Source organism: Ruegeria sp. CDSC045, from assembly GCF_059610725.1.
The window spans coordinates 175033-195650 of record NZ_JBXWOE010000006.1; the positions used below are offsets into that span (position 1 = coordinate 175033).

Annotated in this window: 20 protein-coding genes; 8 read left to right on the forward strand and 12 right to left on the reverse strand. The window is 57.7% G+C overall.

All coding sequences use genetic code 11. The features are described from left to right. Positions 1-7: 7 nt before the first annotated feature. A complete protein-coding gene (gene hslV / locus AC2FH6_RS12665) occupies positions 8-559 on the reverse strand; it encodes an ATP-dependent protease subunit HslV (RefSeq protein WP_142637447.1) in 552 nt (183 codons plus the stop codon). A 198-nt stretch (positions 560-757) separates the two neighbouring features. Here hslV and AC2FH6_RS12670 point away from each other — a divergent pair, with 198 nt between their 5' ends. After that, positions 758-952: a DUF1127 domain-containing protein gene (locus AC2FH6_RS12670; RefSeq protein ID WP_142637449.1), complete on the forward strand. Its 195-nt coding sequence runs from the start codon at positions 758-760 to the stop codon at positions 950-952. Positions 953-1118: 166 nt separating this feature from the next. Here AC2FH6_RS12670 and trxA read toward each other — a convergent pair whose 3' ends face one another. The 8 genes from trxA to regB form a co-directional block, all read right to left on the reverse strand. Further along, complete coding sequence (gene trxA / locus AC2FH6_RS12675) at positions 1119-1439, reverse strand: thioredoxin (RefSeq protein ID WP_271950641.1); 321 nt, start codon at positions 1437-1439, stop codon at positions 1119-1121. A 60-nt stretch (positions 1440-1499) separates the two neighbouring features. Next, positions 1500-4859: a double-strand break repair helicase AddA gene (gene addA / locus AC2FH6_RS12680; RefSeq protein ID WP_496702925.1), complete on the reverse strand. Its 3360-nt coding sequence runs from the start codon at positions 4857-4859 to the stop codon at positions 1500-1502. Then, positions 4856-7783, reverse strand: coding sequence for a double-strand break repair protein AddB (gene addB / locus AC2FH6_RS12685; protein ID WP_496702927.1), 2928 nt, complete (start codon positions 7781-7783; stop codon positions 4856-4858). Before addB ends, addA begins: the two co-directional genes overlap by 4 nt. Next, entirely contained in the window at positions 7776-8462 is a 687-nt protein-coding gene (locus AC2FH6_RS12690; RefSeq protein ID WP_496702929.1) for a nucleotidyltransferase family protein, read from the reverse strand. Before AC2FH6_RS12690 ends, addB begins: the two co-directional genes overlap by 8 nt. Next, positions 8459-9463: an aminoglycoside phosphotransferase family protein gene (locus tag AC2FH6_RS12695; protein WP_496702931.1), complete on the reverse strand. Its 1005-nt coding sequence runs from the start codon at positions 9461-9463 to the stop codon at positions 8459-8461. Before AC2FH6_RS12695 ends, AC2FH6_RS12690 begins: the two co-directional genes overlap by 4 nt. After that, positions 9460-9933 (reverse strand): tRNA (adenosine(37)-N6)-threonylcarbamoyltransferase complex ATPase subunit type 1 TsaE, encoded by a 474-nt coding sequence (gene tsaE / locus AC2FH6_RS12700; protein ID WP_496702933.1) that lies wholly within the window; start codon positions 9931-9933, stop codon positions 9460-9462. Before tsaE ends, AC2FH6_RS12695 begins: the two co-directional genes overlap by 4 nt. A gap of 41 nt (positions 9934-9974) precedes the next feature. Beyond that, positions 9975-11480 (reverse strand): PAS-domain containing protein, encoded by a 1506-nt coding sequence (locus AC2FH6_RS12705; RefSeq protein ID WP_142637463.1) that lies wholly within the window; start codon positions 11478-11480, stop codon positions 9975-9977. A gap of 63 nt (positions 11481-11543) precedes the next feature. Beyond that, positions 11544-12938: a sensor histidine kinase RegB gene (gene regB / locus AC2FH6_RS12710; RefSeq protein WP_142637465.1), complete on the reverse strand. Its 1395-nt coding sequence runs from the start codon at positions 12936-12938 to the stop codon at positions 11544-11546. Between the two features lie 92 nt (positions 12939-13030). Here regB and AC2FH6_RS12715 point away from each other — a divergent pair, with 92 nt between their 5' ends. The 3 genes from AC2FH6_RS12715 (at position 13031) to AC2FH6_RS12725 (ending at position 15726) form a co-directional block, all read left to right on the forward strand. After that, on the forward strand, positions 13031-13651 hold the full coding sequence (locus AC2FH6_RS12715) for an SCO family protein (protein ID WP_281973374.1): 621 nt from the start codon (positions 13031-13033) through the stop codon (positions 13649-13651). An 86-nt stretch (positions 13652-13737) separates the two neighbouring features. Beyond that, the gene (locus tag AC2FH6_RS12720) at positions 13738-14292 is read left to right on the forward strand and encodes an ActR/PrrA/RegA family redox response regulator transcription factor (RefSeq protein ID WP_142637470.1); all 555 of its coding nucleotides are present in this window, start codon (positions 13738-13740) and stop codon (positions 14290-14292) included. 357 nt (positions 14293-14649) lie between these two features. Then, positions 14650-15726 carry a CapA family protein gene (locus AC2FH6_RS12725; RefSeq protein WP_496702935.1) on the forward strand — a complete coding sequence of 359 codons (1077 nt, stop codon included), beginning with the start codon at positions 14650-14652 and terminating at the stop codon, positions 15724-15726. A gap of 6 nt (positions 15727-15732) precedes the next feature. On the opposite strand, the gene AC2FH6_RS12730 is transcribed toward AC2FH6_RS12725, so the two are convergent. Next, the gene (locus AC2FH6_RS12730; protein ID WP_496702936.1) at positions 15733-16332 is read right to left on the reverse strand and encodes an HD domain-containing protein; all 600 of its coding nucleotides are present in this window, start codon (positions 16330-16332) and stop codon (positions 15733-15735) included. A 204-nt stretch (positions 16333-16536) separates the two neighbouring features. On the opposite strand from AC2FH6_RS12730, the gene AC2FH6_RS12735 reads away from it, so the two are divergent. From AC2FH6_RS12735 to AC2FH6_RS12750, 4 genes are all read left to right on the forward strand, one after another. Next, positions 16537-16854 (forward strand): hypothetical protein, encoded by a 318-nt coding sequence (locus AC2FH6_RS12735; protein WP_496702938.1) that lies wholly within the window; start codon positions 16537-16539, stop codon positions 16852-16854. Positions 16855-16955: 101 nt separating this feature from the next. After that, positions 16956-18344, forward strand: a complete 1389-nt coding sequence (gene ahcY / locus AC2FH6_RS12740) for an adenosylhomocysteinase (protein WP_282022174.1) — start codon at positions 16956-16958, stop codon at positions 18342-18344. 13 nt (positions 18345-18357) lie between these two features. Next, positions 18358-19107 (forward strand): extensin-like domain-containing protein, encoded by a 750-nt coding sequence (locus tag AC2FH6_RS12745; protein ID WP_496702940.1) that lies wholly within the window; start codon positions 18358-18360, stop codon positions 19105-19107. Positions 19108-19379: 272 nt separating this feature from the next. Further along, positions 19380-19721, forward strand: coding sequence for a DUF2853 family protein (locus tag AC2FH6_RS12750; RefSeq protein ID WP_496702942.1), 342 nt, complete (start codon positions 19380-19382; stop codon positions 19719-19721). 204 nt (positions 19722-19925) lie between these two features. On the opposite strand, the gene AC2FH6_RS12755 is transcribed toward AC2FH6_RS12750, so the two are convergent. Beyond that, positions 19926-20348 carry an EVE domain-containing protein gene (locus AC2FH6_RS12755; protein WP_281995804.1) on the reverse strand — a complete coding sequence of 141 codons (423 nt, stop codon included), beginning with the start codon at positions 20346-20348 and terminating at the stop codon, positions 19926-19928. Further along, positions 20348-20617 carry a YciI family protein gene (locus tag AC2FH6_RS12760; RefSeq protein WP_282027485.1) on the reverse strand — a complete coding sequence of 90 codons (270 nt, stop codon included), beginning with the start codon at positions 20615-20617 and terminating at the stop codon, positions 20348-20350. Before AC2FH6_RS12760 ends, AC2FH6_RS12755 begins: the two co-directional genes overlap by 1 nt. Between the last annotated feature and the right edge of the window lies 1 nt (position 20618).

Genomic DNA, 20618 nt, shown 5'->3' on the forward strand with positions numbered 1-20618 from the left:
TTGCGTCTTAGATCGTCTCAACCGTGAGATTGCCATTGGTATAGACGCAGATATCGGCGGCGATGGCCATGGCTTCGCGGGCGACTTGTTCCGCCGGTTTGTCGCCATCCATCATCGCGCGCGCCGCTGCCAGGGCAAAATTACCACCCGATCCGATGGCAGCCACGTTGTGTTCCGGCTCCAGCACATCCCCTGCCCCGGTGATCACCAGCAGATCCTTGCCATCAGTGACGATCAACATCGCCTCAAGCTTTTGCAGGTATTTGTCGGTGCGCCAGTCCTTGGCCAGCTCGACCGAGGCGCGCGCCAGTTGGCCGGGCGTGGCCTCAAGCTTGGTTTCCAGACGTTCCAGCAGGGTAAAGGCATCGGCGGTTGATCCGGCGAAGCCTGCGACAACCTCGAACCCGCCGGGTGACAGGCGGCGTACCTTGCGCGCGGTCCCTTTGATCACGGTCTGGCCCAAGCTGACTTGCCCGTCCCCGGCAATGACCACCTGCCCGCCTTTTTTGACGCCAATAATGGTTGTGCCGTGCCAACCGGGAAAGTCGCTGTCTGCCATGGGGGCCTCCGTTTTCGCCTGCTGTTCTATATGGGCCGGTCTCATCCGCAGCGCAACAGTTCACAACTTGCTTATAAGATATGCAAAAAACGCAAATCGGGGCTGTAAAACCAGCAATTGTGGGACTCAGTTGAAAATCCTACATGAGGCTCACAACCGACAACGGGTCGGCTGTTTCTGTTTATAAGGAATGCGCAAATGGCAACTACCGCAAATATCCATGCGCCGCTCGGAGCAGCTACCATCCTGCATGTAGTGGACGCGTTTTTTGGCGCTTTTGAAAAAGCCGCCGATTGGAATGAATCCCGCAAAACCCGCAATGCCCTGTCGGCTCTCAGTGATGAACAGCTGGACGATATCGGCCTGTGCCGCGCGGATATCACCACCCTCTGATCCACGAGAATTCGTGAATTCAAGATAAGCCGCCCGGGTCTGGGCGGCTTTTTCTTTTTCTGCGCCGCTTTTTCCAGTCAGACAATTCAGGCGGAAGCGCTTTGCCCCAGATACGAAAAAAGGCGCCCCGAATAAGGCGCCTTCAAACGTTGTTTCCCGAACCGGATCAGAGCGCTTCTTCGATCCAGCTTTGCAGCGCGGCTTTCGGTGCGGCGCCTGCGCGGTTCGAAACGACCTGACCATCCTTGAAGATGAACAGCGCCGGGATGCCACGTACGCCCATGGCGGCGGCAGAGTTCGGGTTGCTGTCTACATCGACTTTGGCGATCTTGACCTTGTCGCCATATTCAGCCGCCAGCTCTTCCAGAGCGGGTCCGATCTGTTTACAGGGGCCACACCATTCGGCCCAGAAATCGACAACTACGGGGATGTCGGAATTCTTGACTTCGGCGTCAAAAGTATCGTCGGTAACAGCTACGGTCGACATATTCTGTCTCCTGAATGGGGAATGCTTGGTCACTGAAACTAGGTGTCGGGTATGCCAAGGTCAAGGCGTCAGCGCACGGGTCAGCGCAGCTTTCACCAGATCGTGTGGCAGCCACATCAGCTGCGCTGTTCGGGTCCACAGAATTGCGGTTCTGACTTCGCGGTCCGGATAGATCTGCGACAATGAATCAGCATAGGCACCCATCTGTCGCAGCAGTCCTTCGGGGCAGGTTGCTGCATTGTCTGGCACTGTCATATTCGATTTAAAATCAATTACCTGGACGTCCGTTTTGGTGACGATCACCCGATCAATGACACCATGGATACGCCGCCCTCCCAGATCGGCCGTTACCGGGACTTCGGCCAAGGTATCGGGGGCGAACACGGCCTTCAGGTGATCCGCCGTCAACACATTTTGCGCCTCGGCCAGCAATCCTTGCCGCTCGGTCTCACGCATATCGGGAAGAACCCGTGCGCAAAGCTGCGGCCAGTTCTCAGGAAGGACCCGCGGCAAATGCTCCAGCAGCAGGTGCAGGCGGGTGCCGCGCAGCTTGGCGGCCTCTTCATCCTGGCCCATGTCCCCGGGCAAGGCTTTGGCCCCGCCCAGATCAGACGGGCTGAGGGTTTCCGGCGCCGCATCAATGGCGGGGGCGGAATTCAGGAAGGTCGGTGGCAATTCGCTGTGGGCATGAACGGCGCCTGTGTGTTCGATAGATTCCGGACCATGCCAATCTCCGTGCGACAAGCGCAGGATCTCACTGTTGGGCAAAGCTGTTGCCCCTGCCCGCGCCATAGCCGCCTGCACCAGTTGATACCAGCTGGTTCCGTCCTTGCCGACATCCCCTGCCGCACCAACGATTAGCCACTTCTCTGCACGGGTCAGCGCCACGTATAACAGGCGCAACCGTTCATTCTCTTCCCGTTCGCGCGCCTCGGCTCGCGCCTGCGCGATCAGCGCCGGGGACGCGTCTGCCGGTACTTTCCATAGTGGCTTAGCATCCGTCACCATGATCTCGGCATCGCGCGGGGCTTGCCGTCTGCCGGTATCCGGCAGGATCACGATGGGGGCTTCCAACCCTTTCGATCCGTGCACGGTCATCACGCGGATCATGTTGCCGACACCGCTCATCTGCCGTTTGATCTCCAGATCGTCCGTCTGCATCCAGACTAAAAAACCTGTCAGGCTTGGAATGTCGGTGCGTTCATAGGCCAGCGCCTGTGACAACAGCGCGTTGATGCCGTCTTCGGCCTCGGGGCCCAGCCGACCCAACAACAGGCGTCTCCCGTGATGACGGGTCAGAATCCGCTCGATCAGGTCATAGGGGCGCAGAAAGTCGATTTGGCTGCGTAGGTCATTCAGAATGGCCAGCGTCTCGGGAAACTCCTCGGCCCGATTTCGCAGCGCTGCCCAAAGGAATTGCTCTTGTCGCCGATGTGCCAGATCAAAAAGCCGCTGTTCGGACCAGCCAAACAGAGGCGATTTCAGTACCGTGGCCAGCGACAAGCTGTCTTCGGGCGTGGCCAAAAAGCTCAGCAGAGCCGCCAGGTCCTTGACCGCAAGCTCGGCTCCGACCTTCAACCGGTCAGCCCCTGCAATCGGCAGTTCGGCAGCCTTGCAGGCGCGGATGATCTCAGCAAACAGGTCCGAGCGGCGCTGGACGAGGATCAGAAAATCCCCCGGCTGTACCTTTCGCCGGACGAAACTGCCCGGTACCTCGCCATCTTCGGGGATGGTTTCCCCCTGTTCGATCATATCCCTGATCGACTGTGCAACCTGCTCGGCCAGAACAACGGTATGGTGGCGCGCTCCAGGGCGGTCCACCGGGTCGGTCCATTCGGTATCTTCCTCGTCTTTGACTTTTTCGACCACCGGCCATAGGTCGACGCGCCCTGGCAGATCGGACTTGAAGGCGCGGTGCTGGCTTTCTTTGTGAAACCCGGCCTCGGCATGGTTTTCGAACAGAATATCGACCAGAGACAGAATGGCGCTGGAGGAGCGGAACGAGTACTCCAGCGTAGAATCCCACAGTTTAGAGCCTGATTCTTCCAGTTTCCGCCCAAATTCGGCCTGCATCCTGTCAAAGGCCTGAGGGTCGGCCCCCTGGAAGGAATAGATCGATTGTTTCTTGTCACCCACCACGAAAATAGTGCGCTCAATCCCGGACCGGGCCCCCTCCCCGCTGGTGAATTCCTGCGCCAACTTTTCGACGACGTCCCATTGGTCCGGGCTGGTATCCTGGGCCTCATCCACAAGAATGTGGTCAATCCCGCCGTCCAGCCGGTACAATACCCAAGACGCTACCGCCGGGTCGTTCAGTACGTTTCGGGCGCGCAAGATCAGGTCGTCAAAGTCCAGCCAGCCGCGCAGTTGCTTGCGCCGCTCATATTCTGGCAGAAAGGCCATTGCGAACCGATGAAGCGCCAGCGTTTTGCGGGCCGCAACCAGTGCAAGCCGCTGTTCACGCGCGGCTTCAATGCGCAACATCAACGCCTCTAGCTGTGGCATCTGACCCGCCAGAACACCTTCGCGCAGGGGTTTGGTCGGGAAAGCGTTAATCTTGGCGGTAAACGGGTCCTTGGCCGCCTTTCCGGTTAGAAATACATCCTCAAGCACTGGCAGCGCGCCGATTTCGGAACGGGTGAAGGCTGCTAGCCTGGTGGCTGCCTTGGCGTTGTTCCCGCCGCTTTCGGTTAGTGCGGGCAGGACGCTGCGAATAAGGTCGACCTCACCCCCCAAAAACACCTGACCCAGCAAGAGCTGTTCGTCAAAACCGGCGGGCAGATTGAATTGCTGCAAAACCTGCGACCAATCGACGGCCTGCGCAAACAGATTGCGCTTTTGCGTGATGGCGGCGGTCAGTTTGTCGAACCCTGTGTCAGTCACAAAACGGGCGACATCGCCGATCAGATTGGCCATAGGCCCTTGGGCAAAATCCTCGACGATTTCTTCGCGCAGCAAGGCGGCGGCCCGATCCTCCATCTCGGTGAATTGTGGGCTTACTCCAGCCTCAAGTGGGAAACGGCGCAGCAGCGAGGCGCAGAAAGAGTGGATGGTCTGAATTTTCAGCCCGCCGGGCGTTTCGATCGCACGGGCAAACAATGTGCGGGCCTGTGCCAGACGGTCCGGGTCAATCGCACCCTGAACGCCCAGATCGGTCAACTGCGCCAATAGCGGAGCATCCCCCAGCATGGCCCACTCACCGAGGCGTTTGAACAACCGGTTTTGCATCTCGCTGGCTGCAGCCTTAGTGTAAGTCAGGCAGAGGATGTGTTGCGGCTGCACCCCGTCCAGCAACAGCCGCGCCACCCGATCGGTCAGAACCCGCGTTTTGCCAGATCCCGCATTTGCCGCCAGCCAGGTCGAGGCATCGGGTCGTGCGGCCTGCACCTGCCGTTCGGTTGCGTCGTTGCGGGTGCTCATTTCAGGTCCTCGGGGGCGCTGTTGCTGGTTCGGTCCCACTCTCCGAAACGTGCCAGATGATCATAGTCCCCGATATCGGTATCCTTGTGCAGCATGCGGCGCGAGGTGAAGCCTTGATAAGGCTCTAAATAGGAGGAAATCAGCTGTTTCAGCTCGGCTAGGACCTTGTCGACCGGCTCTTTGGTCAGAGGCGCGGGTATCTCTTTATAGGTGCCGCCCATGCCGACAAAAATTGCTTCGGCCACAGGCAGCGGGTCAAACCCTTCGATCCCGCCCTGCTCGGCCATTGCGGCTTCGATCAGCAACTGTTTGTCAAACTTGGCCTGCTGGCTTTCGGTCGGAGGCGCACCGGTTTTATAGTCGACCAGCCGCAGCGCCCCGCGGCTGTTCAGGTCAATGCGGTCGGCGCGCCCGACTATGGTGAAATCCAGCGGACTGAGCGCCAGTTTCATCGCGGCCTCAAAAGCCACAGGCCCACCATCGCTGCGCCGGGTGTTCTCGGCCCGCAGGAAATCATCCGCAATCCGTTCCAGCCGCGCGAGCCATAATTTGCGCGCTGTGGGCCATGGGACATGCTGGACCAGCAGGCTTTCGGCGCGTTTCAGGAAGCTTTCGCGTGTCAGCAAGGCCGTGTCCAGCACGCTGTCCTTGACGAATTGCTCCAAAATCTCGTGGATCACGATCCCGCGCAGCAGCGCATCCGGGGCCTGAACCAAAGGGTCCAGAGGTTTTAACCGCAGCACATGTTTGGCGTAGATCGCATAAGGATCACGGATCAGGCGCTTGATCTCGGTGACGCTCAGTCGGCGCGGGCGCGACCCGACCGGAGGGCGCGGAGATGGGCGCGGTGCCGCCTTGATTTCTGGAGCGTATTCTAGTTGTTCGGACCACCCCAGATATTGCCGCCCTCGGCCGCGCATTTCTGCAAGGGCGGTTTGGCCACCCTGTTCTGCCAGGCCACTCAACAGGTTGGTTAACCGATTCAACCAGCGGGAAGGAACGGTTTCGGCATCGTCGGACCGGGTCGACCGGGTCAGCCAGACCTCGGGCGCGCCGATAGCCTGCTGAAAGTCATGTGCCGACAGGCCAATGCGCCGCTCTGGCAGCAACAGCCCGGCCTTATCGCGCATCTGCCTGTTCAACCAGGGATCGGGCGCGGGCGCCTCGGGCCAACTGCCCTCGTTCAAACCGCCAAGGATTAGCAAATCGGCGCCCTGCACCCGGGCCTCGAGCGTGCCCCAGATCATGATCCGGGGGTGTGGCGCGTCGCGGTCGCGGACTTCTTCTCCGGCCAGCAAAGCACCCAGCAGATCGGCAAAGTCATGGGCGGTCATAGTGCCGCCATGCTGAGCCTCATTTCGCAGCTCGGTCACAACCGCCAGCGCCTTTTGACCGGCGTTCTTGTCCCATAGGGTGCCGGAATCGCCGGTGTTGCCCGCGGAAATGGCCTGAGCCAACCCGCAGAGGCGATCAACCCAATCCGCCAGTGGCAACTCATCAGCGATTTGCTGGTCGCAGAAATGCTGCACCAACCACTGGACCCAGCCTTCGGGCACCTCTTTGCGGATGGCAAATGCCGTCAGGCTGGCGGCATCCGGGAATGGTGGCCCGTGGCGGCGCAGGTCCAGTTCCAGATCGCGGGTGTGCAACAGATGAGAGCCACGCTCGCCCCCGTCATGGCAGAGCGGATGTTTCAGCAGGGTCAACAGCGCTTCGCCGTCCAATCGGCGCGCGAACAGGGCCGCGACATGGCGCAGGAACCGTCCGGGCGGGGACAGCTGCAGCGGCAGGCCAGCACTGTCATCGGGCAGGATGTTCCACCGATCCAGCGCAGCGCTGACCTGACGGGTCAGCATGCGGTCGGGGGTGATCAGAGCGGCGGTCTGGCCGGTTTCAGCCGCCTCTCGCAAGCGGAGTGCTATGGCCAGGGCCTCGGCCCGGGGGGACTGCGCCTCGACCAGGGTCAGGTCCTTGGTTGCACCATGCAGATCGGTCAGTTGTGGACCTTCGGACATCCATGCATCCGTGATCGGGGCAGGGCGTAACGCAAGCGATATCAGTTTGTTACGGGCGGGTGAGGGTGGATTGTCCTGGGTCCAGGCTGTGATTTGATCCGGGTTCTGCCCAAGCTGGTTCATCAGCTTCCGGAACCGGTATTGCGGGTGATCCTCAGAGGTTAACGCCGCATCCAGCTGAGCCCAAACCTGATCGGGCTGGTCAAAGTCAAAACCCGGCAGGATCAATGCGCCCTGCGGCAGGCAGGCAACGGCTTGCATCAGCATCAGTGTCGTTCCCCGTGACCCCGTCGAGCCGGCAAGAATGACCGGGTGCTGAGGTGGATCCACTCGCCAATGTTTGATTAGGTTCTCGACCACGCGGCGCTGCCGGGCCTGCGTGTCCAGGATGTCGTCTTCTGAGTCGATGAACTGATCCGCAATCCCGATAAACGCCTGCGCGCGGGCCCAATGCCCGGACATGTCGGTGACATCCAGCCGCCGGATCGCTTCGGGTGAAACGCCTTCGCCCTGCATCTCATCTATCAATGCGGCCAGACTGTCTGACAGGTCAAACAAAGACGAGCGCGCCGCCAGATCCGGTTGTTGATCCAGCAGCTTCGAGACAAGCTGCGTCAATTCCAGCCGCCGTCGCAGGGGCGGGATTGCGGGTGGTATCTGCGCCAGATTCACGCTTTCACCCAGATCAGTCACCAGTGATAGGCGCGGCAACAAACAGGCAGGGCCCTGGTCGAACAGCTCACGCACCCTGCGAGCCATACGCCGCGTGTTAACAACCAGCTCCACTCGGGCCAAAGCCTCGGGCGGAAGAGCGGCACAGCGATTTCTCAACCCCCGGACCAGCGTCTTTGGAAAATCCACACCCGGAGGTACGGCAAAGACGCGGGGCAGGGGTGAGGGGTCAAACATCCGCCAACAGACCTTCAGCAAGGGCGATCCCTTCCGGATGGCCAACATCGCACCAGCGGCCGGGATAGGTCAGGGCAAACAGCCGGTCTTTCTTTTGCATCCGATCCCAAAGCAGGTTCAGCGAAAACACCTTGTCTGGAATTTCGACCAGCCCTTCCGTCTTCATGATCTGCACGCCTCCGTAGATCAATCCGGGGCCGCGGGTAATCCGGCCCGCTTCATCAGCAGTAAAGTCTCCGGCGCCGGCATGACCAATCGCCTGCGCGGTCGCGATGCACATTAGCAATGCGTCCATCAAATCAGGGTTCCAGGCGGCGCGCAGTATTGTCAGCGGGTTCGGGCCGGACCAAATGGCATCTGAATTCAACGTGAACACTGAATCAGACCCTAATAAGGGCAAAGCTGCCCGTAATCCGCCCCCAGTATCCAGAATGTCGGGCTTTTCGTGTGAAACAAGTACGCCTTTCGGTGCCAAATGCGCCTCAAGCTGATCCGGCAGATAGTGCAGGTTGGCCACTTTGCGAACCGGCCCAAGCGCGTCAACCAGATCCAGCGTATGGTCGATCAGCGGGCGCCCGGCTACCTCGATCAGCGGCTTGGGGCGGTTCAGGGTCAGGGTGCCCATGCGGGTGCCGAACCCGGCTGCGAACAGCATGACGGCATTGGGGGGCTGGGTCATCTCAGTATGAGCCTGTTCAGGTTTTCGGGTGTCGGCGCGGGCAGAGCCGCGCGCAGCAGGTCGGCAACATTCACCAGCGCCGGGTGATCCAGATCCCGCATCAGATGGCCCCACGCAGCGGGGATCAAATCGACATAATGGGGTTTGCCATACTCGATCGCAAGCCGGGTAAACACACCAAGAATCCGCAGATTTCGCTGGGCACCCAGCACGGCATAGGCACTGCGGAAATCATGATCGTTGACGCCCGTAGCCGAGATATAGTGGCTGACCATCTGCATTTCCGTACCCGGCGTCACTTTGCGGCGCACATCCTGGAGCAAAGACACAAGATCATAGGCAGGATGGCCCAGCATGGCGGTCTGAAAATCCAGCAATCCAACGCGCTCAACCCCTTGGCGGTCAGGGAGCCAGATCAGGTTTTCCGCGTGGTAATCCCTTTGGACAACAACTTTGGTGCCGGATGTTTCTTGATGCAGGATATCAGCAAATCGGTGTTCGAACCGATCCTGCGCATCCCGGTCATAATCGCCAAGAACCCCTTGGGCGTATTTGGTGAAGGATAAGGCCGCCAGTTCGGTCATCAGTGCCGGGCCGTAAGATTGCAGCGACAGGGTCGGGGCCTCGTGCAACGTGATCAGGACATCTGTTGCGGCCTCGTATAATTCCCGCTCCATATCGGGATGTTTGACCAGAACCCGCGCGAACAGGTCATCGCCAAGGTCTTCCAAAAGAAGAAACCCATATTGCGTGTCTTCGGCGTAGATCTGTGGGGCGCTTAGCCCGATAGATTGTAAATGCCGGGCCATCCGTACGAAGGCTTCGACCGGTTCAGCCTGGCCCGGGGGCGAATCCATCAGAACAGCGGATTTGCCCGTGACCGGGTCGGTCAGGCGCTCGTACCGGCGGTTCGAGGCATCCCCCGCCAAAGGCTCTCGGCGGGCCTTGGACCACGGCGTGTGTGAAATCAGGGCTTCGGCAAGGACGGCGCGGTTTGTCATTCGCTGACCTCCAGTTTTTGAGCCCATTTTTCGTCGGTCCATGTGAGGGTGATGTGGCGCATATCCAGCATGTCCGGGTCTGTTTCAAATGTCATCGTCAGGGCAGAACCGGGTGTCAGCAGGCCCAGTTTCTCAGGCCACTCAATCAGGCAGATCGCTTGTTCCATCGCTTCGGTCAGCCCAAGCTCTTCGACTTCCTCCACCGCGCTCAGCCGGTATAGATCGCAGTGCCAGATCTCACCTTTACGGGTGTCATAGACCTGAACCAGCGTGAATGTGGGCGAGGGCACATCCTCGGACCGGGTCATCAGCGATTGGATTAGACTACGCGCAAAATGGGTCTTACCGGTTCCGATCTCACCCTGCAGCAGCAGGATGTCGCCCGGATGCAGAATTGCACCCAGCCGACTGGCAAATTTGGTCGTATCTTCGGGCGAATTCAGGGTGATCCTGAGGGGTGGTAACGTCATGGCGCCACAATGGCCCCACGCTGGATTGGCTGCAACCCGGTTCAGGCGCTGATTTGCTGTATCTCGTGCTGTGGCAACGCATTGTGCGTGGCAAAGCGAATGATGGTGGCCCCGTTTTGCAATGGGCAGATGGTGCAGTTCAGATCGGTTCCATTACGCATTTGGATTCTGGCTGACCACTCAGCCCGGCTGTCCCGCATTTCGACGAAATCCCGGATTTCACCCAAAATCGGAGTGGCCGTGCAATGTTTCTGCCAGTTGCGGGTCACGTCCAGAACCGTGTCGGGTTCAAATCCGGCACCATCGGCTTCACCCCATAATTTCTGATAGGCATAATTGGTGAAGGCCAAGGTACCGTCATCACCGAAAACGGCAACCGCGTCGGCCAGCTTATCCAGGATGGATTGCATCAAATCCATTTCCGCCCGAAAGCGGCGGGTCAACGTGATCTCGGCCGTGATATCTTCGAACAGAAAGGCCACCGCACCATCCGGGTGCGGGCGGCCGCTGACGGAATAGACCGAGCCGGATGGCAGCGACCATGTTTCCTGGTAATTTCCGTCTTCTGCGGCCTCCAGCAGATCGTTCATCTGATTACGCCAGCTGCGATAGTTCTTGGGTTCCGGCATCATGTGCTGATCGCGCAGGCGGTCAAAGAAACTGGACAGGTTGGGGCGGCAGCTCAGGAAATCCGGGGGCAGGGTGGTCAGGTCAATCAAGGCGGGGTTGAACAGTGCAAGTTGGCGATTTCTGTCAAAAATGGCCAAGCCGATGGACAGCTGTGCAAAGGTTTTGGTCATCGTCTGTACGAATTTTCGCTGCGCTGTCTCGGCGGCGACGATGGCGTTGATGTCCACAGCGTAGCAAAGGCTGCCTTCCGGATGGTCCACCATCGTCAGGTCAAACCAAAGCTTGTTTGCACTGTCTTCGGACGAAATGAATACACGGGTCTTGGCGCTGATACGCGCGCCATTTTCGGGCCCGGGAAAAAGAGGTGCAGTCAGGTCGGTATCGCCACCGCGCACTTTGCGGACAAGCGAGACATAGGCGGCGTTGCACCAGCGGATCTTGTTTTGATAATCCAGATGCCAGACCGGGTAGGGCGCCAGCTCCATCGCCAGGCGGATCGGATCGCTATTCTCGCGCAATACGGTTCTGGGGTAATCAGAGCTTTCCCGCAGCTGTACGCGCACGACCCCGTCGATCCATTCGCACAAAACGTCCCGCTCGACCGAGCAATCAATGGCGGGGATGACAAGATTCCCTTCGTGCCTGACGCGTTCAGGGGTTTCAGGAAAGCCCGGAAAATCCCGCTGCAGCAGCCGACGCAGATCTGACCAGTCGCGCACAGCCTCAAACCCATCCAGAGCGATGTCTGTGTGGCTGATCAGGCGGTCACCGTCGAACAGAAACACGACATTGAACAACGAGGCCGGCTCGGACAGGCCGAAATTGTCACTTGTCTGCTGACGACGGGGCAAAAGCCATTGAACCGCCAGACTGGCAGACACCACACTGATGACGGCCAATATGATCCAGTCGACCATGTGCTCTCCCGCGGTGAATTCATGGGTATAGCTATGGGTGGAAATGGTTAACGGGGTCTTAACTCAGACTTGGATATGCTGATTTACACCTGAAGGAACGGGGGTGTCGCCGGTCTGTGCATCCACAAGTTTTCGCGGCCAGGATACCCGGACGATGGCCCCTATACGTTCGGGATTGTCCGACAAGGTCTGATATGGATCAGAGCCATTGGCGAAGTCCAAATGCGCACCGCTGCGTTCCAGTAGGGTTTTTGCGATGAACAGGCCCAGGCCCATACCTTCATATTCCGGCCGGGCCCGCTTTTCCGATTCTGCCCGCCGTCGGCGCATGAACGGATCCCCGATCCGGCCAATCATTTGCGAAGGATACCCGCGGCCGTCATCCATGATGTTGATCGTAATCCTTTCGGCTGTCCATTCCGCTTCGACCCAGACGTTGCTGCGCGCGAAATCCACAGCATTCTGGATGAGGTTGCGCATTCCGTGGATGATCTCAGGTTTACGCAGGATCGAAGGTTGTTGAACATCGCCATCCCCAACCGGACCTTCGGCAAAGTGTACCTGCTTGCCGCGGTTGATATGTGGCTCGGCGGCCTCATGGATGACAGTGGACAGGGGGGCCTGTCTCAGGTGGAGGTCGTCTTTGCCAGCCCGACCCATGTCGCGCAGAATGTCGCGGCAACGATTGGCCTGTTCGCGGATCAAGGCGGCGTCTTCTTTCAGGTCCGGGCGGTCGTCCAGCTCTTCAATCAGTTCGGCACTGGTCAGTTTGATTGTTGCCAGAGGTGTTCCAAGTTCGTGCGCGGCGGCGGCGACAACTCCACCAAGATCGGTCAGTTTCTGTTCACGAGCGAGGGCCATATGCGTGGCCGACAGCGCCTGAGACATCGACTGCACCTCAGAGCTTACGCGGTGGGAATAGGCCCCCAGGAAAACGATCGCGATAACGATGGCAGCCCAGTTTCCGAACAGAAGGATATCAGGGATCTCAAGATCCACACCGCCATCCGTGTGCAGGGGAAGGTGAAATTCGGCTAGCAGCGTGGTCAGAATGATGGCCACCGTACCGATGATCAGGGTTGACCGGGTGCTCATGACATTGGCCGAGATAGTCACAGGACCCACCAACAGCAAGGCGAACGGATTATTGAGGCCTCCGGTAAGGTACAGCAGGATGGTCAGCTGCAACAAATCGAACAACACCATCAGAAAGTTCTCGAACTCGGACAGGCGTTTGTTGCGTGGAAAGACAAGAATAGCCGTCAAGTTGCCCATGACCGAAATGCCGATGGCCAGATAGCACAGCGTCACATCCAACTGCACATCATAGGTCTGTTGCGCCACGGTGATTGCGGTGATCTGGCCAAAAATGGCCACCCAGCGCAGCAGGATCAGCGTCCGCAGGCGAATCCAGCTGCGTTCCTGACCAGGCCAAAAAGTGATGTTGGAATCTGCCATTGGTCCATTATGTCCTGTTGCATCGGCTGTTCATCTTGATAGGTGTCCCGGCCGGAACGATCAACAACTCCTCTATCGTCAGGTAAGATGCCATGGTCCGTCTATACGCTATCCTTGCAACAGTTGTTTTGGCCGTAGGTCTGGGGGCCATGTGGCTGCTGACGCGCGGCGCAGGCTCGGACGACAAATTCGCGCAGTGCCGGTCCAGCCAGATCGCAGGGGGTACGGCCACCATTGGCGGGCCCTTCGAACTGATCAACGGCAAGGGCGAGACTGTGACCGACAAACAGGTGATAACCGAACCTACGCTGGTCTACTTCGGCTATACCTTCTGTCCGGATGTTTGCCCCTTTGACATGTCCCGCAATGCCGAAGCGGTGGATATTCTGGCCGAACGCGGGCAATCGGTGACGCCGCTGTTTATCTCGATCGACCCGGATCGCGACACACCCGAAGTTATGGCCGATTACGCCTTTAACCTTGGTGGTAAGACCATCGCCCTGACCGGTACGCCCGATCAGGTCAAGGCCGCCAGCAAGGCCTATAAGACCTATTATAAGGCCCATGACAAAAGTGATGAGTACTATCTGGTTGATCACTCGACCTTTACTTATCTGGTCACACCCCAGGACGGGTTTATCGAATTTTTCGATCGCAATGACACAGCCGAGCAGATGGCTGACAAGGTGGGCTGCTTTCTGGACAAGATCTAGAACGCAACGGTCTGTTTGACCTTTGCAATGGCGCTGCTATTACTCATGTTTAAGCCAACGGCGTGAATTAGCGGAAAGAATAGAATATGGCGGACAGCTCTGACCTCGACATCGGCCCGGATAAATCGCTGTTATTGGTGGATGATGACGAACCGTTTCTGAGACGTCTGGCCAAGGCCATGGAAAAACGCGGGTTCGAGGTTGAAACCGCGGGCTCTGTCGCCGCTGGCCGCGCAATTTCCACAGCACGTCCACCTGCATATGCGGTTGTTGACCTGCGGTTGGAGGATGGCAACGGCCTGGATGTGGTCGAAGTGCTGCGCGAAAAGCGCCCCGACAGCCGGGTTGTGGTTCTGACAGGGTACGGCGCGATTGCCACCGCTGTGGCCGCCGTCAAGATCGGTGCCACCGACTATTTGTCGAAGCCCGCCGACGCCACCGACATCACCAACGCATTGCTGGCCAAGGGCGACGAACTGCCCCCGCCGCCGGAAAACCCGATGAGCGCGGATCGCGTGCGCTGGGAGCATATCCAGCGGGTTTATGAGCTGTGTGATCGCAACGTCAGTGAAACCGCACGACGCCTGAACATGCACCGCCGGACATTGCAACGGATCCTGGCGAAGCGCAGCCCGCGATGAGATCGTGAGTTTAGCTTGCGCATACCAGGCCAGAACTCATGAAGCCGGAAAACCGAATTGAGTCTCGACAGGTGGCTATCAAACATATGCTTTGTCGCGGCTGATGGACCGCCACCCCTGAAGACTTTAATTTAGTGTCTGTTAACCAGTTTGTGTTGTCGTTAAGTTCAATAATTATATTTTCCGAACAAATAGTTGAGATGTATCGAAGTGTCGCCGCTCCCTAATACGCCATACGAAAGCCTCCGTATTTCCAACCCTGCCCTTAAAGTCATTGTCTCTGTTGTCACCTGGGCAGCAGAGAGATTTGGGTTTTGGGCGCGACCACGAAAGGGCGCTGCGGGTGAGCTTTCCGAAATGAACATTTTGGACAACCTGTACTGGGTCTATAAAAGTAAGAACCCCATTCAGCAGCCTGAAGCGGAGCTGGATCAGTCCGGCTTTATGACTAAAACGGCCGTACGACTTTCAACCGCTGACATCAGTGACACATCAAATTCGGTCACTCTGAGCTTTGCCGGGGACATTCTAAGAACCCACAGGGCCAGTGTCGCAAAAGACCAGGTATATGCTGAGATCGAAGATCTTTTGTTTCAGGATGATATTTTGGTCGCCAACTACGAGTCACCTGTAACGACACAGCCTTTGATTGACGAAGTGATCGGGGACGCCGGCCCGCCGATCGAATGTGCGTCGGAAGAACAGTTCGATGCTTTGACCAGCCATAACGAGAGGTTCATTGATGTTTTGAACCTTGCAAACAACCATATTCTCGACATGGGTGTTGAGGGGCTTGAGACGACTCTAAACGTCTTAAGTGACAGAAATATCATGCAAATCGGCGTGAATGAGAGTTTGACAGAAGCCACAGCCGTCAAAACGATCGAACGAAAAGGGATAAAGTTCGGATTTGCGTCCTGCGCTTTTGGTACCAACGGCCACGCGCTTCCTGAAGGTCAAAAGCAGAGCATCAATATCGCCAAGCTGACTTCAAAGCATCAAGCGCCGGACACCACCCTTCTAAAGACACAGATCTCGAACGCAAAAGCGGCTGGCTGTGATCTGGTTATTGGGATTATTCATTGGGGTCATGAGTTCGAGCTGTTCCCGCGCCGAGCGCAGCAAGAGGCCGCACAGGACTTGGCCGAATTCGGAGCTGATCTTATCGTCTGCCACCACCCCCATGTCCCTCAGCCGATTCAGCTGTATCGCACGCAGACCGGAGATCGGACGGTGCCAATCGCCTATTCCCTAGGAAGTCTGCTGTGGGGTTTCGCCGATAGAGACATTGCCAGCAGCACGATTATGCAGATTGAAGTACAGAAGACTGAGGGCAAGGCCGAAATAACAAATCTGAAGGCGACGCCAGTGCGTTGGCATGCCCATGAGATTGACGGCAAAGTCTTTCAGAAGGTGGCGCGATCAGAAAGCTGAAAGTGGTCAGGGCTCAATCTCGGCCATCAATGCCGAATGTCTATGCGTATAGGCACATCTTACTTCAACGGGTGGCCGCAATTTGATCTGCAGCCCTTCCATAATAACCCTGTCCGGGCGGCCGAAGAATTTTGTCGCCTCGGTCTCGGAAAAGCCCGCGATCTGGGTGGCTTCCATCCAGGCGCTGATCTTGTCGGCCTTTTTGATTTGCCGTTTTACCGTTTTAGGCACCACAGCGGGCAGGCCGAACCGGATGTGGATTGCCGCAGCCAGCCGGTCATCCAGCGCGCCATAGTCGGGACCGACAGCGGATTTGACCGGAGAGATCATATCTCCGATCACGTATTCCGGCGCATCGTGTAACAGGGCCGCCAGCCGCCATTTGACCGGTGCCTTGGGGGCAATACGACCAAAAAGCTCTTCGACCAACAGCGAATGCTCGGCCACCGAATAGGCGAAATCGCCATGTGTCTGCCCGTTCCAGCGGGCCACAAAGGCCAGCCCATGCGCGATATCCTCAATCTCGATATCCACCGGTGTTGGGTCCAGCAGGTCCAGCCTGCGCCCGGAAAGCATTCTTTGCCATGCGCGGGGTTGTGTTGCCATTCTGCCATGCCTTGTGAAGTGGGACACATTAAATTCGCATTTTTGTGGTAAGCTGTACCTGTCAAGATCACCAGCTGCCAACTTTTTCTTGAGCAATCGTGCTTTGAACAAGCGCGCGGTGATACCGACATTTGTACCGAGGGGGGCGCATGCTCCTCCCGGTGTGCCCCTCTCGGACGTAACTCGTATCGAAAGGAGCTTGCTATGTTCAAGCGTTTGTTAGGAATTGCTCTGGCCTTTGGTATGGCCGCCACTGCACCGCCTGCCTTTGCCCAGCAAAGCTGTGCGCTGCGTGATCAACTGATTTCAACGCTACAGGACAGTTATTCCGAGGAACTGGCCTTTGGTGGATTGCAAAAATCCCGTGGCTCGCAATCGGTGATGGAGGTCTGGACCTCTCAGGAAACGGGTAGCTATACCGTTTTGGTGACACGTCCGAACGGCATCAGTTGCATTGTCGCCGTTGGGACCGACTTTTTCCAAGCGATCCCCAAAATCAAGGTAGAGGGCATACCAAGTTGATTTTGGCGGCTTAAAACCCCGTTTCCGGCCATCTGCGTTGCCACGTCCCGAAAGGGATGCTAGGGCAACCCGGATTGAATTATACCGGAATGGAGCACCTGATGGCCGGGGACTATATCGTCAAAGACATTTCGCTGGCCGGGTTTGGCCGCAAAGAACTGGATATTGCAGAGACCGAGATGCCGGGCCTGATGGCCCTGCGCGCGGAATACGGTAACGCAAAGCCCCTGAAGGGCGCGCGTATTGTCGGGTCGCTGCACATGACCATCCAGACAGCCGTTCTGATCGAGACACTTGTGGCGCTGGGCGCGGATGTGCGTTGGGCGTCGTGCAACATCTTCTCAACCCAGGACCACGCGGCGGCGGCGATTGCCGAAGCCGGAATTCCGGTGTTCGCCATCAAGGGCCAGACGCTGGAAGAGCATTGGGATTATCTGGACAAATCCTTCCTGTTCACCGACGGCCCCAACATGATCCTGGACGATGGCGGCGATGCGACGCTTTATATCCTGCTGGGCGCCCGCGCCGAAGCGGGCGAAGACATTATCCCCGTACCGGGCTCGGAAGAGGAAGAGGCCATCAAGGCGCAGATCGCCAAACGTATGGCCGCGTCCCCCGGTTGGTTCACCAAAATGCGCGACCAGATCCAAGGCGTGTCCGAAGAAACCACGACCGGCGTGAACCGTCTGTACCAGCTGGTCAGGGAAGGCCAACTGCCTTTCCCTGCGATCAACGTCAACGACAGTGTCACCAAGTCGAAGTTCGACAACAAATATGGCTGTAAGGAATCGCTGGTCGACGGTATCCGCCGCGCCACCGACACTATGATGGCTGGTAAAGTTGCCGTGGTCTGTGGCTATGGTGACGTGGGCAAAGGCTCGGCCGCGTCGCTGCGCGGTGCCGGTGCCCGTGTGAAAGTGACCGAAGTTGATCCGATCTGCGCCCTGCAGGCCGCGATGGACGGGTTCGAGGTTACGCTGCTGGAAGACGAAGTTGACAGCGCGGATATCTTCATCACCACGACCGGCAACAAGGATGTGATCCGCATCGAGCATATGCGCGCGATGAAGGACATGGCCATCGTCGGCAACATTGGTCACTTTGACAACGAAATTCAGGTGGCTAGCCTGAAGAACCACAAGTGGACCAACATCAAGGAACAGGTGGACATGATCGAGATGCCCTCGGGCAATCGTCTGATCCTGCTGTCCGAAGGCCGCCTGCTGAATCTGGGCAACGCCACCGGTCATCCGTCTTTTGTGATGTCGGCTTCGTTCACCAATCAGGTGTTGGCCCAGATTGAGCTGTTCACCAAAGGCGATCAGTACGAAAACAAGGTCTACATCCTGCCTAAACATCTGGACGAGAAGGTTGCACGCCTGCATCTGGACCGTATCGGCGTGAAGCTGACGCAGATGGACAGCGAACAGGCATCGTATATCGGTGTGAATCCGGAAGGCCCCTATAAGCCTGAACATTACCGCTATTGATTGCGGGTCAGGCATGACCAAACCTTCTGGACGCCGTCGGATATTGCATCTGGCGGCGTCTTTCGTTTTCTCAGCACTCGCCTTGGTGGTTTTGATGGGTGGGGGTGGCTACTGGCTTTTGTCCCACCCGCAATCACCGGTTCCGGACCACTGGAACCCTTTGCGAGATCTGACCATTACGGCTCGGGTCACGCCGGTCACACCTGTGCAAATGCGACGAGCTTTGGCCGATGAAACGCAGTGCAGGGCCGCATTGGCCGGGGCGGGGGTAAGCTTTTCCCTGGTCGAGGATCTGATTGTCGACGAGAAATGCGGAATAGCCGGGCGCGGGGTTCTCTCGGGCTTAACCACGGCCAGCGTCAATGGCGTCGAGACCCGTTGTGCCACGGCTCTGCGATTGGCCATGTGGGAACACCATGTGGTCCAACCCGCCGCGCGCGAGATGTTTGGCAGCAGGGTGCGCAGCTTGCGCCACCTGGGCAGCTATAACTGCCGGCGAATGCGCACCGCGCAGGGAAAGGACAGCGGTTGGAGCAGTCATGCCACCGCTGATGCCATCGATATTGTCGGGGTCGAGTTGGCAGATGGGCGAAGCCTGAGCCTGCTGTCGGACTGGACAACACCCGGACCCGAAGCAGATTTTCTACACCGGATTGGCCGGGGTGCATGCGAATGGTTTCGGGTGGTACTTGGCCCAAACTACAACCGGCTGCATGCGGACCACTTCCATCTTCAGGGGCCGGGTTGGGGATATTGCAGATAACCACCGGTCGGTTAGCAGGTGCCATGTCGGCGCGCTGCACTGGTTTCAACATTTTCCCGCTGCGCCCTAAATCCAAACCACCTGACCCTTAACAGAAGGCCAGAATCAGGCATTGTGGTACGCAGAGTCTATCTGTGCTGCCATAATTTCGCTTACGGGGAATGACCTGAAATTTTCCCTTTGTGTAAACAGAACAACTGACTAACCTTCCGACACCTGTTCATAGGCGCATTGAAAATCGCAGCCAAAGCTGCTCAACGGGAGAAATATTCATGGGAAAACGCGACGAACTGATCGCCAAATACGCAGATGATCTGAAAAACAAATGCGGGATGGACCCCGACATGGACCTCTTGACCAAGGTCACAATCGGATGTGGTCCGGCGATTTATGACGCCGACGCGTCGACCGTGGCAGCCACTCAGTCAGGTGAGCTTGTGACCGTCAAAAACAACTTCCTGATCAAGAAACTGGGCCTTTCCGACGGCCCCGAGTTGATGGAAGCGATCAACAAGGCGCTGGAAACCTATGGCATGTCCGAGCGCAACAAGTATCGTGCTGTCGTTTACTATATGCTGACCAAGCATTTCGGCAAAGAGTCGGTCTATAGCTAAATCCGGGTTTCGACCAATCAGCGCCCGCCCGATCTGTGGCGGGCGTTTCCAATTTTAGGTACTTGTTGTTTGTGCCAAACCGGCCAAATGGGCTAGTGTCAGTTTGTGACCAGGACGGTCAGAACCGAAATTCTATACGCGTGTGGTGAGTCGGGAGCACGCGGGGTAGGGAAGGTTCTGCATCTGTCAGGACCTTCCCTTTAATCAATCCGATTTCGTCTGCCCCAGATCGCAGATCACCTGCCATTCGGCATCGCTGACCGGTTGTACGGACAGGCGGGAATTCTTGACCAGAACCATCTCATCCAGACGTTCATCCACTTTGATCTGATCCAGTGTGACCGGGATGGTGAACGGGCGCACGGCTTTGATATCCACACATTCCCAACGCTCATCTTCGGTGGTGCTGTCTGGATGGGCTTCGGCGCAAACCTCAACGATGCCGACAATCGCCTTGTCTTTTTGCGAATGATAGAAAAAACCACGGTCGCCCACGGCCATCTGCCGCATGAAATTGCGTGCCTGATAGTTGCGCACCCCATCCCATTCTTCGCCCTCTGCGCCCTTGGCGACTTGCTGGTCCCAACTCCAGGTCGAGGGTTCGGATTTGAACAGCCAATAGGCCATCAGCCGACCACCTTTTTCCAGACGATCAGATCAACCGACTGGAACAGACCTGCTTTGGCATAGGGATCATTGTCGGCCCAGTTTTGCGCCGCCGTCATATCCTCGACCTCGAGGATGATCAGTGATCCGATCATCGCATCGCCTTCCAGAAGGGGCCCGGCCTGGGCAACAACACCGGTTTCTTCGATATAGGCAAGATGGGCGGAACGGTTATCCAGCCGGGTTTGCAGCGCGTCGGGTTTATCCTTGGCGATAAGGGCGATCAGCATG